Source organism: Ideonella azotifigens (assembly GCF_021043325.1).
In the GTDB taxonomy this organism is placed as follows: Bacteria; Pseudomonadota; Gammaproteobacteria; order Burkholderiales; family Burkholderiaceae_C; genus Ideonella; species Ideonella azotifigens.
In genome coordinates, this window is sequence record NZ_JAJNKD010000002.1 from 381,705 (window position 1) to 396,581 (window position 14,877).

Sequence of the window (14,877 nt, forward strand, 5' to 3'; positions counted from 1 at the left end):
CAGTAGCCGAGCCACCGGGCCAGCGGCATCCCCAGCTTGGCAACCGGCGGTGACAGAAACAAGTCAGGCACGGGCTTTGCGCTAACGTGCGCCGCTTCATTCCTGGAGAGTTGCCGGTGTCATTCGCACGTTCCGCCCGACCGTCCCCCCGCGACGCTTCCCTTGCCGCCTGTCGCCTGCTGCTGCTGGCCGGGCTGGCGCACGCCGGCCACAGCGCGGCGCAGCCTGTCGTGCCACCACCACAGCCGGCCGCACCCGCCGCTGCGCTGCCCGCGCCTTCGGCCACGCCCTACCTCGGCCGCATCACGCTGGCGGTCGACGCGACCGACCTGGATCACCGGGTGCTGGCGGTCACCGAGACACTGCCCGTCGTGCCGGGCCGCCTGACGCTGCTCTACCCGCGCTGGCTGCCCGGCAACCACGGGCCGACCGGCAACCCGAACCCGTTGGCCGGCCTGCAGGTGACGGCCGGCGACAAGCCGCTGGCCTGGCAGCGCGACCCGGTGGAGGTCAACGCCTTCCACATCGAGGTGCCGGCCGGCGTCTCGCAGCTGACGCTGCGCTTCGAGCACCTGAGCCCGCTGAAGTCCGAACAGGGCCGAGTGTCGATGTCGCCGGCCTTGCTGGGCGTGCAATGGAACACCGTGCTGCTGTACCCGGCCGGCCATGCGACCGACGGCATCAGCGTGCAGCCACGGCTGAAGCTGCCCACGGGCTGGCTGGCGGCCACCGCGCTGCGCGCGGCGGACGGTCAGTTGGCCAAGGCCGATGACCAGGGCTGGATGGCGTTTGGCAGCGTCTCGGCGACCACGCTGGTCGACTCGCCGCTGTTCGCCGGCATGCACGCCAAGCGCATCGAGCTGGACCCGCCCGGCACGCCGCAGCCGGTGGCGCTGAACCTGTTCGCCGACGAGGCCGACCAGCTCGACGCCAAGCCCGAGCAGATCGAGGCCCACCGCAAGCTGGTGCAGCAGACCGACAAGCTCTACGGCGCTCGCCACTGGCGCCACTACGACTTCCTGCTGTCGCAAAGCCGGGAGTTCGGCGGCATCGGGCTGGAGCACCACGAGTCCAGTGAAAACGGCGTGCGCCCCGGCTACTTCAAGGACTGGGAAAAGGCCGCCCGTGGCCGCGACCTGCTGGCGCACGAGTTCACCCACTCGTGGAACGGCAAGTTCCGCCGGCCCGACGACCTGTGGACCGCCAACTTCAACCAGCCGATGCGCGGCTCGCTGCTGTGGGTCTACGAAGGCCAGACCCAGTTCTGGGGCCACGTGCTGGCCACCCGCAGCGGGCTGGTGACAGCGGCCGAGTTCCGCGACAACCTGGCGCACAACGCCGCCGACCTGGCCGCGCGCGGCGGCCGTGGCTGGCGCACCTTGCAGGACACGACCAACGAAGGCGCGATGGAAGCGAGCCGCAACAAGCCCTGGGGCGACTGGCAGCGCGGCCGCGACTACTACGAGGAAGGCCGGCTGATCTGGCTGGAGGCCGACATGCTGATCCGCGAGCAGAGCGGCGACAAGCGCTCGCTGGACGACTTCGCACGCGCCTTCTTCGGTGCAGCGCATGCCAATGCGCCGGACGGCAGCATCCTGCCGCGCACCTACGCCTTCGACGACGTGGTCAAGGCCCTCAACGGCGTGCAGCCCCACGACTGGGCCCGCTTCCTGCGCGAGCGGCTGGACCGCACCGGTGCCGATGCCGCGCCGCTGGGCGGCCTGGCCCGCAGCGGCTGGCGCCTGGTCTATGAGGAGAAGGAGAGCGAATTCGCCAAGGCCGACGACGGCCGCGGCGAATCCGGCGGGCAAGACCTCTCCTACTCGCTGGGCCTGCGCCTGGACAAGGACGGCAACGTGGGCGGCGTGCGCTGGGACGGCCCGGCCTTCCAGGCAGGCCTGGCGCCGGGCGAGCAGGTGCTGGCCGTCGGCATGCAGAGCTGGAAACCCGAGCGCCTGGCCGCCGCCATCACCGCCAACAAGACCGGCCAGGCGCCGATCGAACTGCTGGTGAAGGTGGGCGAGCGCTACAAGCTGGTGAAGATCGACTACCGGGGTGGGCTGCGTTATCCGAAGCTGGAGCGCATTGCGGGGACGGTGGATCGCTTGAGTGCGGAGTTGGCAGCGCGCTGAAGCGCCCTGTATGGAAGGCCCGGTCCAGGCTCAACTGCAGCAGGGCCGGACCTCAATGTGCAGTCGGTTCTCGTCATGATCTATCCAAGTGAGCGCAATTCGCTTTCGAGCAAGAAAGGCACCTCAATCAACGGTTGGTATCGACGCGCGGAGAAGTCCCTGTAAAGGGCTAGGCGTCAGTCTGCCCGGCGATCTGCGCACGCAGTCTCTCCTCTTGCTCGCGCAACTCTGGCGTGAGGGCCTCGCCGAAGTCCTCGGTATCGAAGACTTGGCGTATCTCGATCTCCGAGTCGCCCAGCATCGGGTTAGGGCAGCGCTTGACCCAATCGATTGCCTCCTGCAACGAGGCGCACTTCCAGATCCAGAAGCCTGCGATCAACTCCTTTGTTTCGGCGAAGGGGCCGTCAACTACTTTGCGCTCGTGACCTGAGAAGCGCACACGGGCACCCTTGGAACTGGGGTGCAGTCCTTCGCCGGCCTGCATGACGCCGGCTTTCACCAGGTCTTCGTTGAACCGGCCCATCTCGGCGAGCAGTTGTTCGCTGGGCATCACGCCCGCTTCGCTGTTGCGGTCAGCCCTGATCAGCACCATGAATCGCATGTCGGTCTCCTTACGTAGAGTTGCGGAACGTTGTCGCTCCACCTTTACGACGAATGGAGGCGCTCATTTTCGACACGTAAGCCCGACGTCGTCATTGGGATCAGGGTGCCTTCTGACGCCTAACGCAAGGGGAGGCCCGCTTGCGGGACGCCTCCTTGACGAAGGGTCAGGCCGCATTGCTGGTTGCTTGAGGGGCGAGGGGCTTCGTCATGAGGACGCTCAAGAAGTTCGTGTGTGGTCGCCAGTCACAGGTGCCGACCTGAGCATAGCCCCAGGATCGGTACATCTCGATCAGTTCAGTAGCAGGCTCGGCTGTGTGGAGCGCCATGACTTGGCAACCCCCGAGAACGGCATGTTGCAATGCAGCATCATGGATGCACCTTCCGTAGCCCTTGCCCTTATGTCCTGGCGCGACGGCAAACTGACCGAACGACCACGTGTACTCGTCGCGCAGGAGCAGAACCTTGGACTCGGGGTCGGGTTTGCTGAGCGTGATGGTGGCAATCAGTTCTCCATCTACCTCGCCAACGAAGCCGACGCCTCGGGAAAGGCGCCTGGCTGTGTCCTCGACGGACTGGTGGGTTGCCCAATAGCGGAGCCCCTTCAACGCATGCGGCGCGTAGGCGGCACGAATCAAAGCAGTGAGTGCCACCAGGTCTTCGGTCTCGGCTGTTCTTCGGAAGAGCATGCTGGCACCTTGGTTAGTTTTGCGGCCTAACGAATTCAGTCGCCGCCGAAGGCGGTTGGCTGGAATGATTGGTTAGGGCGCTGGCGCGAGCGCCAGACACCATAGAACACGAGCGCGCCGACCAAACCATGCAGCGCGAACAGCAAGACGCTTTCGGCGTAGGTGAGCCAGGCATACGTGGTCGGAGTGCCGTTGACATAGGTTTCAATGTAGTTGCCATGCCAGTTCTGACCGGCCGAGTAGCCTTCGAGGGTGCGCGGCCAGGAAGACGCTCTTGGCAATGCTCCCAGAAGGGCTCCCGCGGCTCCTAGAGAACCCCAGCCTTCGCGGCGGAACCTCCGTAGTGCAAGGAACGCGGGAATCCCAAGGACTAGAACTACAGCCGCGCCAACCGCCACTACAGCCACAACCATAAGGCCAACTTCGTAGAGCGGTTGAGGTGACGACAGATAGTCAGGAAGGACTCGAAGCAGAAAAACCAGTGGCTGGACAGCCACGGCTGCGATCGCGGAAATCCAGATGTTCATTGCGCCCTCACGTTTGACATGAGAGGCGGCGCCCGGCTTGCCGGGTGACGTCCTCTCGATGGAAGGGTTAGAGCGATTGGCGGTAAACATCGGGTTTGAGGATTTCCATCATGAGCGACGGATTGGCCAGTGCGTTGAACTCGAACTGCTTGTACAAGCCATGTGCATCCTTGGTTGCGAGAATGAAGCGCCTAAGACCTTGCAGGTCTTTGTGCTCCGTGATGACTTGCATTAGCCACTTCGATAAGCCTTTGCCTCGATGTGCATTAAGAATGAATACGTCTGCGAGATAGGCGAACGTGGCTTTGTCAGTGACCACACGAGCGAACCCTACTTGCTCGGCCCGGCGATACAGGCCGAAGCACAGGGAGTTGCTGATGGCGCGCTCGACTACAGAGCGCGGAATGCCGGGCGACCAGTAGCTTTGTGTGAGAAACGCATGAATGGATGTGACGTCAAGCCGCTCCGGATCAGTGGAGATTTCGTACTCGTCGTGCTGAATGTGGTCTGACATATGAAGCGCTCTAACGTCAAATGGACAACCGCCGCCCGAAGCGGCCGGTTGGTCTAAGGTCTTTGGAGGCATTGCGCATGACCGCAGTTTCGCCTCTGAAAACCATTGCTGTCATCTGCTTCTCGAGGGATGAGCTGGCACATTGGCACGCCTAAAAGTTTGCGGATGCGCTCGCCCGCTTCGGCGGCCTCCATGATTGCCTCGGGGTTCAACGTGGGGACACCTTGGCGGAATTTCGTGTCACGGAGCGCGGAGTTGGCGGTGCGGTGAGCGGGGGGTGGGCTTGCCCGTCAGGTGGGCCGGAACGGACTCGTTTTCCGGGGTCTCGACTGCGACGCCTGAAACTGCGCCGGGTCGAAGCTTTCGCGCTGGCGCAGGAGCTCTTCGCCATCGACGCGCTCGGCCAGGCTCTCGATGTCCCGGCTCGCCACGCCGGCCTGCGCAAAGTGCGTTCGCCACTCGTTCACCACCGCAATGACGGCGACCACTTCGGCGGCCGCCTCGTCCGGGCGCAGGCCAAAGGCCTCGCACTGTGACATCGCGTTGGCCAGCGTCGAGTCCCGGCCCTCGGCGCCGCAGATGAACTCCTGATAACCCTGGCCAGAGTTGGTCGGCAAAACGTCATAGGCGGGCGCGAGTTTCAAGCGCCCATGGTCGTATGGGTTCACGACCAGCAGGGCATGGTTCTTCTCGTGATCGTCGGTGTTGTCGAGCAGGATGTTGAAGACCATGCGCCGGAAGAGCTCGCGTGCATCGCGCAGGTGGGTGTCATCCTGCGTGAGGCCAACACGGCGCAGGATGCGCGCGAGTTCGGGGTAACCCATCTCGGGCTCGGCGCCAGAGGCTGTGGCAGCGCGAATGGCAGTGCCCGCCGAAATGCTGTGGATGCGAAGGCCTTGCTCGCGGTCGAAGCGGCGGATCGCGATGGCGTTCGCGTCTTCCAGCCGGATGACCTGTGTCTCTGCCACGGTGATGCCGGCACGCGCGGCCAGCGTCATCGTTGCGTGCTCAACGAGCGGCGCGTCAACTGGCTCGTTGTTGAAGAATTTGACGACCCACTGCTCGCCATCGATCTCGATCAGCGCCTTGGGTTTTGCGCCGCCGAGCGGGCTGCCGCCACCCGCAATGATCTTGGCCTCCAGCGCACTCAACGGCTCCGAGGCTTCGATCTTGGCCACGACCTCGCTGAGCTGCTGCGCCTGGTCGAGTCGAGGCAATGGACTGCCGGCTCTGGGGCTGTAGACGCTGGACGATGTGGAGACACCCAGCGCGCCGAATCGGTCGTCGCCCGCGTAATAGAGGTACTCCATCAAGGACAGGCGCTTGGGTTTGTCGACAAAGCGGATGACTTTCTCGCCCCACCGGTCCGGCCGCGCGTCGTCAACGGCGCCAACCGCGCGCGGCCCCTCTGCGCCCAAGCGGCCAGGTGGCAGGAATTCGTTGTCGACCAGGGGAAGGTCCTCGCTCAGCGCGAATCCGTCGTGCAGCCACGCTTGGGCGTAGCGCAACGAGACGCCCTTGCCCGCAGCGACCAACTTCAGCGCGCCGACCAGGCGCGGTGCCGCGGGCTCGCCCAGGTACCAAAGGGACAGGTCGTCCAGGCGCATCTCAGTCCTGCTCCCGCTTGCTCAAACGCGTTTCGGCCGACGCCTGGGCGCGAGCACGGCCTAGTGCAACGGCCGCTCGAACATCAAGTTCAAGCGCGCCCTGGTCGTGCTCCGGCGCTGCGAGATCCCTCAGTTCACCGTCGCGCTGGATGAGCCAGAGAGCCGTCGCCACGATGCCGATGCCGACCGACGGGTCTCCGGCTTCCAGGCGCTGGAGCGTGGACACCGTCACCCCCATGCGCTTGGCCCAGGACCGCAGTGACTCCTTGCGGCGCAAGCGTGCGACGGCCAGGTCGGCGCCCAGCTTTTCCAGGGCACCCACGGTTGCCGGCGGGAGTTGAAGCAGCGCACGCGCAGTCTTTGGCATACCGATAGATTACAACAGAATAGCATATTTTGTATTTATCTATCAGCACAAATGCCGTCTAGCGCTTCATGTCTCGAAACGCCCCGAACAGCCACGCCCGCATGCCGATCAGCAGCGTCATTGGCCGCTTCTGGTCCGCCGGCAACGCGCGGTCAGACAGATGCTGCTGCGCAAAGTCCTGCGCCAGGCGCTGCAGCCGCTCCTGGAAGGCGATGGCGTGGCGCGGGGCCACCTGGCCGTGCACCAGCGCCAGCAGTTCGGCCTCGCCGTCGAAGCCGCCGCTGTAGAAGTCCTGCACCACGTCTTCGCGGAAGAACTGCATCACCGGGCCGTGCGGGCGCCAGCGGAAGCCTTTGGCGAGCTGCAGGCGGTAGCGGTTCAGCGGGCGCAGCGCGATGATGCCCAGGCGGTCCAGCTGCGCCAGGTGGCGAATGACTTCGGGCTCGGTGATGCGGTAGTGGCCGACCATCTGCTCCAGCGACCACTGGCTCATGCAGCAGATGGCGACCAGCAGCAGCTTGCGGTCGGCCACCACGGCGCGCTCCTGCTCCAGCGTCAGTTCGCGGCGTTCGGGCTGGGCCTCGGCGACCTGGCGTGAGAGCGCGGCGAAATCGGTCTTCAGCACGCGGCAGATTTCGTCCACGCGCGACAGCGGCATCTCGCCGCGCGAAAACATGCGCTTGACGCTGGACTCGGCCATCTGCAGCTCGCCGGCCAACGCGGCGTAGGTCAGGCCGGCGGCCTTCAGCTCGTTCTTGATGACCTGGATCAGGGCCTGGGTGCTGGCCATGCGGGCTCCTGCGGGAGGGTGACGTATCGAATGACGATACCAGATGTGCCATCCGGCGCGACGCAGCATCCAGACAGGCCACTTACGGCGCAAGCTCGCCAACATCGCGTCCATGTTCAACGCTCCCGTCACCGACATGGACACCTCCGCTGTCTCGTCCCTCGCCGTCCGCCGCGACACCGCGGCCTGGCGGCTGCAGGTCTGGCTGTCGTTCGGCATCGCCGTTTCGCTGTGCGCCATCGGCCTGGCCTGGCTGCCGGGCGACGACATAGCCCGCGCCTTCATGGTCATGGGCTATGTGTTCTGCCTGTCCAGCGCTTTCGGCCTGGCCAAGTTCGTGCGCGACAACCAGCGCCGCACGGTCGACACGCCGATGTGGCGTCTGGTGGTGTGGGGCGGCTTTTTGCTCTCGATGGGGCTGACGGGCTGGGGCCTGTGGCGCATGGGCATACAGCCGGTGTGGAAGGCCTTCCTGCTGGTGTCGTGGCTGTTCCTGATCTCCAGCGTGTTCACGCTGGCCAAGACCCTGCGCGACGCGCATGACGCCGACCTGCTGGAAGCCCGCCTGGCCGGCCGCCGCGAAGCCCTGCGTGAGGAGACTCGCTGATGTGCACGACCACTGTTCTCAAGCCGGCCACGAAGACCGTGCGCAAGACCGCCCGCGGCGCCGTCTCGGTCAGCCTCGGCATGGTGCTGGTCCTGGCCAGCTGGCCGCACACGGTGCTCGCGCACCAGGGCCCATCGGAAGCCAGCGAAGCCTCGGCGCTGTCGATCGCCATCTCGGTGGCCACGCCGCTGGCGGTGCCGGCTGCCGTGCTGTCGGCCGGGGCGGTGCTGACCGTGGTCTCGGTGCAAGCCGTGGCCGGCGGCACGCTGTGGGTGCTGGCCCGTGCCTCGGACGGCGCGCGCATCAGCCTGACGATGGCCGGGGCCTCGCTGGTCGCCGCCGGCACTGCGGTCACCGTGGTCGTCACCGGCACCGGCTGGGTGCTGTCGCAGGCCGGCAAGGCGCTGTGCTTCATCCCCAACGAGATCGGCGCCTCGCTGCTCTACAACGAGCCGGTGACGCGATGAAAGCGCTCCGAGTGCTCGTGGCCGGCCTGGCCCTGGCCCTGGCCGCCGGTGCACACACCGGCCAGGCTTGCGAAGCGCCACAGCCGCCCAGCGCCAGCGCCGTGACCGAGGGCATGGCGCTGGCCCAGCGCACCTCGCAGGCGCTGGACGCCAGCGGTGCGCAGGTCGTGCTGCTGGCGCGCGCCGGGCAGGACTTGCGACGCTACGGGCTGCAGTGGTCGCACCTGGGCTTTGCCTACCGCAGCACCGACGCGCAAGGCCGGCCCGCGTGGCGCGTGGTGCACAAGCTCAACCGCTGCGGCACCGACCGCGCCGGCCTCTACCGCCAGGGCCTGGGCGACTTCTTCCTCGACCAGCCCTGGCGCTACGAGGCCGCCTTCGTGGTGCCCACGCCCGAAGTGCAAGCCAAGCTGCGCCCGTGGCTGGACGACAGCCGCCGGCTGCCGCTGATGCACACCGCCGCCTACTCGATGCTCGCCTACCCCTGGTCCGAGCGCTACCAGCAGAGCAACCAGTGGGCACTCGAAACCCTGGCAGCCGCGCTGGATGACGGCGCCACCGACCGCCACCGCGCCCAGGCATGGCTGCAGCTGCGCGGCTACCAGCCCACCGTGCTGAACATCGACGCCTTCACCCGCCTGGGCGCCCGCGCCACCCGCGCCAACATCGCATTCGACGACCACCCCAACAGCAAGCGCTTCGCCGACCACATCGAAACCGTGACCGCCGACTCGATGTTCAGCTGGCTCGCCGGCAGCCAGCTCGCTGGCGCACCGCAGTTGGTGCGTTGAACCGCTACATTGCTACCCGGCACCCGCCGCGCCAAAACCAAAGCCCCCCCGAGGAGACCGTCGATGTCCGCACCTTCGTCCAGCGAACACCCCAGCCAGTTCGCGCTGCTGGGCCAGCGCCGGTTTGCGCCGTTTTTCTGGGTGCAGTTCCTGGGGGCGATGAACGACAACGTCTTCAAGTTCGCGTTCACGGTGCTGGTGACCTACCGGCTCTCGGTCAGCTGGCTGCCGTCTGCCATGGCCGGGCTGGTGATCGGCGCGGTGTTCATCGCACCTTTCCTGCTGTTCTCGGCCACCGCGGGCCAGCTGGCCGACAAGTACGACAAGGCGCGAATGACGCGCTGGGTCAAGAACCTGGAGCTGGCGATCATGGCGCTGGCCACGCTGGGACTGGTGACGCACCAGGTGCCGCTGCTGCTGGGCTGCATCTTCCTGATGGGGCTGCACAGCACGCTGTTCGGCCCGGTGAAGTTCGCCTACCTGCCGCAGCACCTGAACGAGCGCGAGTTGACCGGTGGCAACGGCATGATCGAGATGGGCACGTTTGTCTCCATCCTGCTGGGCAACGTGGCCGGCGGGCTGTTGATCGCGCTGCCCGAGAGCGGCGCCGTCAGCGGCGCGCAGGCGGTCGCCGTGGCCTGCCTGGCGCTGGCGGCGCTGGGCCGGCTGGCGGCGCAGTTCGTGCCGGCCACGCCGGCCACCGAGCCGGGGCTGAAGGTCAACTGGAACCCTGTCTCTGAGACCTGGGCCAACCTGAAGCTGGCGCACGGCCACCTGGCGGTGTTCCGCTCGCTGCTGGGCATCTCGTGGCTGTGGTTCTTCGGCGCGGTGTTCCTGTCGCAGTTCCCGGTCTTCGCGAAAGACGTGCTGCATGGCGACGAGCACGTGGCCTCGCTGCTGCTGGTGGTGTTTTCTGTGGGCGTGGGCATGGGCTCGCTGCTGTGCGAGACGTTGAGCCGCGAGCATGTGGAGATCGGCCTGGTGCCGCTGGGCGCCATTGGCATGACGGTCTTCGCGGGCGACCTGTGGTGGTCTTCGTCCTCGCTCGTGGCCCCGGCGCTGCAGTACGGCCTGGGCAGCTTCATTGCCGAGCCGGCGCACTGGCGCGTGCTGGCGGACCTGTTCCTGCTCTCGCTGTTCGCAGGCCTTTACAGCGTGCCGATGTATGCGCTGATCCAGCTGCGCTCGCCAGCCAGCCACCGGGCCCGCATCATCGCGGCCAACAACATCCTGAACGCCTTGTTCATGATCGCCAGCAGCCTGATCGTCGGCGCGCTGCTCGCGGCCGGGTTCACGGTGCCACAGGTCTTCGGCCTGCTGGCGGTGGCCAACGCGGTGGTCGCGTTGTGGATCTTCCTGGTCGTGCCCGAGTACCTGCTGCGCTTCATCGCCTGGGTGCTGTCGCATGTCGTCTACCGCTTCCGGCTGCAGGGCACGCGCCACATTCCGGCCACCGGCGCCGCGGTGCTGGTCTGCAACCACGTGAGCTTCATCGACCCGGTGCTGCTGATGGCCGCCAGCCCGCGCCCGATCCGCTTCCTGATGGACCACCGCATCTTCAAGATCCCGGTGCTGGGCTGGCTGTTCAAGCTGGCCAAGGCGATTCCCATCGCCCCACGCGCCGAAGACCCGGCCGCCTACGAAGCCGCCTTCGACGCTGCGGACGCCGTGCTGGCCGACGGCGAACTGCTGGGCATCTTCCCCGAAGGCGGCATCACCCGCGACGGCACGCTGCAGCCCTTCAAGGGCGGGCTGATGAAGATCCTGGAGCGCCGCCCGGTGCCTGTCGTGCCGATGGCGCTGACCAACCTCTGGGGCTCTTTCTTCTCGCGTGTGGAAGGCGGCACCGCGATGGTCAAGCCCTTCCGCCGTGGGCTGTTCAGCCCGGTGGGCCTGGTGGCGGCACCGGCTCAGGCGCCAGAGCAAGTTCAGATGGATGCGTTGCAAGCGCGCGTGGCGCAACTGCTGCTGGCCAGCAAGGATTGAATCGTGAAGACGCGTGCCCAACAGAATGCATCGGTCGAACACGTGGGGCTGGTCTTGATTCGTGGCTTGTTGGTCCTCGCGCTGCTCGCATTTGCCTTGATGGGCACCTGCGGTGGTGTATTCAGCCTGCTTGACTTGCGAAGCGCGCATCCCGGCGAGTCCGAGTTCATCGGGATGCTCCCGTACGCATCCCTTGGCATAGGCGTGTTGGGCGTGGGCGCCTGCTGGAGCGTGTTGCGCTGGCTGCGTCGCCGACGCGAGGCTTCAAGGCTCGCTCAGTGATCCAAGACCCACCTCTGGCCGCGGCCGTTCACGCCCTGTTCGAATGGCTCGGAATGGCGGCGGGTGCCACGCTTTGGCGACGCTCCGTCCGAAAAACCCAATCGGACAACGGATCGCATGGCCTACTGGCACCGGGACGCTTCGCCGTGCTGTTGGGCCTGCTGATAGGGGCTGGTCTGGGGAACAAGCTCGTGTTCCTAATCGAGCGTCCGGACATCGCCATGCGCATTTGGCAAGGAGAGCCCTTGTGGCCGGGGCAAAGCATGGTGGGCGGATTGCTCGGCGGTTGGCTGGGCGTCGAATTGGCCAAGTGGTTCTCCGGTCAGACGCGTTCGACCGGCGACGCCATGGTGACGCCTTTGCTGTGGGGCCTGGGCATCGGCCGAATCGGCTGCCTGCTCGCCGGCCTGCATGACGACACCTACGGCCTGCCAACAACCGTGCCCTGGGGGCTGGACCTGGGTGACGGTCGGCCGAGACATCCCAGCGCCATCTACGAGATGCTGTTTCTAGCAGCCTGGGGCGGATTGCGCCGAATGGCCGCGCCGCGCTGGCCTGCCCGGGCTCCCGAGGGCTTGCATTTCAAACTGTTTGCAAGCGGGTACCTGCTCTGGCGCCTGCTCGGCGATGCGCTCAAACCGGTGCGCATCGCCTACCCTGGCGGCCTGTCCGGCATCCAATGGGTCTGCCTTGTGGGCCTCGCGATCAGCGGCTGGGCGCTGTGGCGGACTTGTCACTCCGCCATCGGGCAGAGCGATGTGCCGCCAAGCTCGGAACAGGTGCAAAACTCATGACCGGTCTGATCGCGGCCCTAGTCATTGTGGTGATCGTCGCGTTGGTGATCGTCCAAGCGACACTCCGGCCGGCAGGGCTGACGCGGGTGTTGCGCGTCGTCACCCTGCTTTCGCTCACGGCCACTGTCCTGGGCTTCGGCACCTGCGGGGTTTGGGGCACCTGGGCCGGCATCTCCATCGTGCGTCAGTTTGGATGGAACGGCGGCAACTCGTTCGCGCTTTTCTGTTTCGTCGCCAGCGGCATCGGCTTCCTGATCGTTGCCGCCAGCATCCGCAATATCCGGCAACTGTTGCGCCCATCCGCAGCACGGCCATCCGAGGCGGTCGATCGCGGCCCGAACCCATGACCCGCAAGACCCGCCCCTGGCTGTTCTACGACACCACCCAATCGGTCTGCACCACCTGCCTGCGCCAGGTCGAAGCCAAGATCCTGATCAAGGACGATCAGGTGTTCATGGACAAGTGGTGCCCGGTGCATGGCACCGAGCGGGTGCTGGTGGCCGACGATGCGGCCTACTACCGCCAGTGCCGCGAGGTCTACGTGAAGGCGCCGGAGATGCCGCAGCGCTTTGCCACCGAGATGCGCCACGGTTGCCCGTACGACTGCGGCCTGTGCCCGGATCACATGCAGCACAGCTGCCTGTCGGTGGTGGAGATCACCGACCACTGCAACCTGCGCTGCCCGACCTGCTACGCCAGCTCCGGCCCGGAGCGGCTGACGCACCGCTCGATGGCCGAAGTGAACGCCATGCTGGACGCGGTGATCGCCAGCGAAGGCGAGGCCGACGTGGTGCAGATCAGCGGCGGCGAGCCCACGCTGCACCCGCAGTTCTTCGAGGTGCTGGACGCAGCGCGGGCGCGGCCCATCCGCCACCTGATGCTCAACACCAACGGCATCCGCATCGCAGAAGAGCCGGGCTTTGCAGAGCGGCTGGCGAGCTACGCGCCGGCCTTCGAGGTCTACCTGCAGTTCGACTCGCTGCAGCGCGCGCCGCTGCTGGACCTGCGCGGCGCCGACCTGCGGCGCATCCGCACGCAGGCACTGGCGCGGCTCAACGAAGTGGGCCTGTCCACCACGCTGGTGATGACGGTCAAGCGCGGCGTGAACGACGAGGAGATCGGCGAGGTGATCCGCTTCGCGGCGGCACAGCCCTGCGTGCGCGGCGTAACGCTGCAGCCGGTGCAGGACGCCGGCCGGGTCGAAGGCTATGACGCGGCCAGGCACCGGCTGACGGTCAGCGAGATCCGCCGCCGCATTGCCGAGCAGTCCGGCCTGTTCACGCTGGAAGACGTGCTGCCGGTACCCTGCAACCCGGACACGCTGGCGATGGCCTATGCGCTGCGGGCCACGCCGGGCGGCGAGCTGCAGCCGCTCACGCGTTTCCTGGACCCGGCCGCGCTGGTGGAGGCCGCCAGCAACACCATCGTCTTCGAGCGCGACCCGGCGCTGAAGGACCAGGTCTTCCGGCTGTTCTCGACCAACCATTCGCCGCAGTCACAGGCCAGCTGCCTGTCGGAGCTGATGTGCTGCCTGCCGCAGATCAGCGCGCCGCAGGGCCTAGACTACCGGCACGTGTTTCGCGTGCTGATCGTGCAGTTCATGGACGCGCGCGGGCTGGACATCCGGGCGCTGAAGAAAAGCTGCATCCACATGGCGCTGCCCGACGGCCGCATGGTGCCGTTCGAGAGCCACAACCTATTCTACCGCGAGCCGGCCCAACAGGCGATGCTGGCCACGCTGCGCGGTGAGCTGGACGTGCTGCATGCGCAGCGCCGGGATGCGCCACGCGGCGCGCTGTCCATCAAGCCAGCGAGTTGCTGAGCACGCCAGCGGCCAGCTTCTCAGGCAGCGCGGTGATGTCCGGCAGCGAGCCGCTGCTGCGCGGCACGATGGCCAGCGTGACGATGAGCTCGCTGCTGAAGGTGATGCGGGACGAAGTGTCAGAGCCGGAGTCGAACAGCACGGTGCTGTGGTCGCCAGTGGGCGTGAGGCGCACGCGGTAAGTGCCGGCCTCGACGGCGACGAAATCGCCCAGGTTGCCGATGGCGGAGATGGTCGCAGTGGGCGTCAGGTCGGCCAGGCTACTGGTGTTGCTGATGTACAGGTCCAGCCCGTCCAGCAGCGGCGCGGCGTGCAGCAGGCGCACATTGAAGTAGCCGCTGGACGGGGCCGAGTTGGACTCCTCGATGCGCCGAAAGGCCATGCCGGCGCTCAGCGTGCCGTAGGCGATCACGGTGTTGTAGGTGTCGGCATTGAAGCTGTAGGCGGTCGACGGGCCCGTGGTGCCGCTGGTCGAAAACAGCGCGAGCGCGCGGCTGCCGCTGTCGATGCTGACGTAGTCGCTGGTCGTTCCGCCATAGGCGAGCGACGAGATCACGGTGCTGCCGTCAACCTGCAGCCTGGCGGTCTCGAAGTCGACCGTGGCGTTGACCAGGCGCAGCGAAGCGGTGTCGCCATCGTCGGCACCGCCGCAGGCTTGCAGCGCCAGCAGGCTGCCGCCAGCGACGATGCCGGCTGCGGCTTGCAGCACGCGGCGGCGCGTGGGCAGGGCCGGCTCGGCGGCGGAGACAGGACTGGAACGGAGACGGGACGGCAAGGGCATGGACAACTCTTTGGGCAACGGGAAGGCGGACTGCCTTCACTGTCGCCGGGTCATTTCGCTGCAGTGCGTTGCCGATGGCAAAGATCTGTGAAACAGGGAACTCTGCAGCGGCCCGCAGCGG

At 66.6% G+C, this 14,877-nt stretch carries 17 protein-coding genes; 9 read left to right on the forward strand and 8 right to left on the reverse strand.

Features of this window, described 5'->3' with window-relative positions:
• Nucleotides 1–116 precede the first annotated feature (116 nt).
• Nucleotides 117–2,132, forward strand: a complete 2,016-nt coding sequence (locus tag LRH25_RS06360) for a M61 family metallopeptidase (protein ID WP_231010513.1) — start codon at nt 117–119, stop codon at nt 2,130–2,132.
• Between the two features lie 169 nt (nt 2,133–2,301).
• On the opposite strand, the gene LRH25_RS06365 is transcribed toward LRH25_RS06360, so the two are convergent.
• From LRH25_RS06365 to LRH25_RS06395, 7 genes are all read right to left on the reverse strand, one after another.
• A complete protein-coding gene (locus LRH25_RS06365) occupies nt 2,302–2,733 on the reverse strand; it encodes a YciI family protein (RefSeq protein ID WP_141288319.1) in 432 nt (143 codons plus the stop codon).
• Between the two features lie 166 nt (nt 2,734–2,899).
• Nucleotides 2,900–3,421, reverse strand: a complete 522-nt coding sequence (locus tag LRH25_RS06370; RefSeq protein WP_141288318.1) for a GNAT family N-acetyltransferase — start codon at nt 3,419–3,421, stop codon at nt 2,900–2,902.
• 35 nt (nt 3,422–3,456) lie between these two features.
• Nucleotides 3,457–3,948 carry a hypothetical protein gene (locus tag LRH25_RS06375; RefSeq protein WP_141288317.1) on the reverse strand — a complete coding sequence of 164 codons (492 nt, stop codon included), beginning with the start codon at nt 3,946–3,948 and terminating at the stop codon, nt 3,457–3,459.
• 67 nt (nt 3,949–4,015) lie between these two features.
• Nucleotides 4,016–4,462, reverse strand: a complete 447-nt coding sequence (locus LRH25_RS06380) for a GNAT family N-acetyltransferase (protein ID WP_141288316.1) — start codon at nt 4,460–4,462, stop codon at nt 4,016–4,018.
• Between the two features lie 290 nt (nt 4,463–4,752).
• Nucleotides 4,753–6,069 (reverse strand): type II toxin-antitoxin system HipA family toxin, encoded by a 1,317-nt coding sequence (locus LRH25_RS06385; protein WP_141288315.1) that lies wholly within the window; start codon nt 6,067–6,069, stop codon nt 4,753–4,755.
• Between the two features lies 1 nt (nt 6,070).
• The gene (locus tag LRH25_RS06390) at nt 6,071–6,391 is read right to left on the reverse strand and encodes an XRE family transcriptional regulator (RefSeq protein WP_231010515.1); all 321 of its coding nucleotides are present in this window, start codon (nt 6,389–6,391) and stop codon (nt 6,071–6,073) included.
• Between the two features lie 103 nt (nt 6,392–6,494).
• On the reverse strand, nt 6,495–7,226 hold the full coding sequence (locus LRH25_RS06395) for a helix-turn-helix domain-containing protein (RefSeq protein WP_141288313.1): 732 nt from the start codon (nt 7,224–7,226) through the stop codon (nt 6,495–6,497).
• 112 nt (nt 7,227–7,338) lie between these two features.
• On the opposite strand from LRH25_RS06395, the gene LRH25_RS06400 reads away from it, so the two are divergent.
• From LRH25_RS06400 to LRH25_RS06435, 8 genes are all read left to right on the forward strand, one after another.
• Nucleotides 7,339–7,833 (forward strand): YiaA/YiaB family inner membrane protein, encoded by a 495-nt coding sequence (locus LRH25_RS06400; RefSeq protein WP_231010516.1) that lies wholly within the window; start codon nt 7,339–7,341, stop codon nt 7,831–7,833.
• A complete protein-coding gene (locus LRH25_RS06405) occupies nt 7,833–8,300 on the forward strand; it encodes a hypothetical protein (RefSeq protein WP_231010517.1) in 468 nt (155 codons plus the stop codon). Before LRH25_RS06400 ends, LRH25_RS06405 begins: the two co-directional genes overlap by 1 nt.
• Nucleotides 8,297–9,091, forward strand: coding sequence for a DUF2145 domain-containing protein (locus LRH25_RS06410; protein WP_231010518.1), 795 nt, complete (start codon nt 8,297–8,299; stop codon nt 9,089–9,091). Before LRH25_RS06405 ends, LRH25_RS06410 begins: the two co-directional genes overlap by 4 nt.
• Nucleotides 9,092–9,154: 63 nt before the next feature.
• On the forward strand, nt 9,155–11,077 hold the full coding sequence (locus tag LRH25_RS06415; RefSeq protein ID WP_231010519.1) for an MFS transporter: 1,923 nt from the start codon (nt 9,155–9,157) through the stop codon (nt 11,075–11,077).
• Between the two features lie 3 nt (nt 11,078–11,080).
• Nucleotides 11,081–11,359, forward strand: a complete 279-nt coding sequence (locus LRH25_RS06420; protein WP_141287249.1) for a hypothetical protein — start codon at nt 11,081–11,083, stop codon at nt 11,357–11,359.
• The gene (locus LRH25_RS06425) at nt 11,356–12,153 is read left to right on the forward strand and encodes a prolipoprotein diacylglyceryl transferase family protein (RefSeq protein ID WP_141287248.1); all 798 of its coding nucleotides are present in this window, start codon (nt 11,356–11,358) and stop codon (nt 12,151–12,153) included. Before LRH25_RS06420 ends, LRH25_RS06425 begins: the two co-directional genes overlap by 4 nt.
• The gene (locus LRH25_RS06430; RefSeq protein ID WP_141287247.1) at nt 12,150–12,500 is read left to right on the forward strand and encodes a hypothetical protein; all 351 of its coding nucleotides are present in this window, start codon (nt 12,150–12,152) and stop codon (nt 12,498–12,500) included. The genes LRH25_RS06425 and LRH25_RS06430 overlap by 4 nt, the downstream gene beginning before the upstream one ends.
• Nucleotides 12,497–13,975 (forward strand): radical SAM protein, encoded by a 1,479-nt coding sequence (locus LRH25_RS06435; RefSeq protein ID WP_141287246.1) that lies wholly within the window; start codon nt 12,497–12,499, stop codon nt 13,973–13,975. The genes LRH25_RS06430 and LRH25_RS06435 overlap by 4 nt, the downstream gene beginning before the upstream one ends.
• Here LRH25_RS06435 and LRH25_RS06440 read toward each other — a convergent pair.
• Nucleotides 13,956–14,756, reverse strand: coding sequence for a DUF4397 domain-containing protein (locus tag LRH25_RS06440; protein ID WP_141287245.1), 801 nt, complete (start codon nt 14,754–14,756; stop codon nt 13,956–13,958). The genes LRH25_RS06435 and LRH25_RS06440 overlap by 20 nt on opposite strands.
• Between the last annotated feature and the right edge of the window lie 121 nt (nt 14,757–14,877).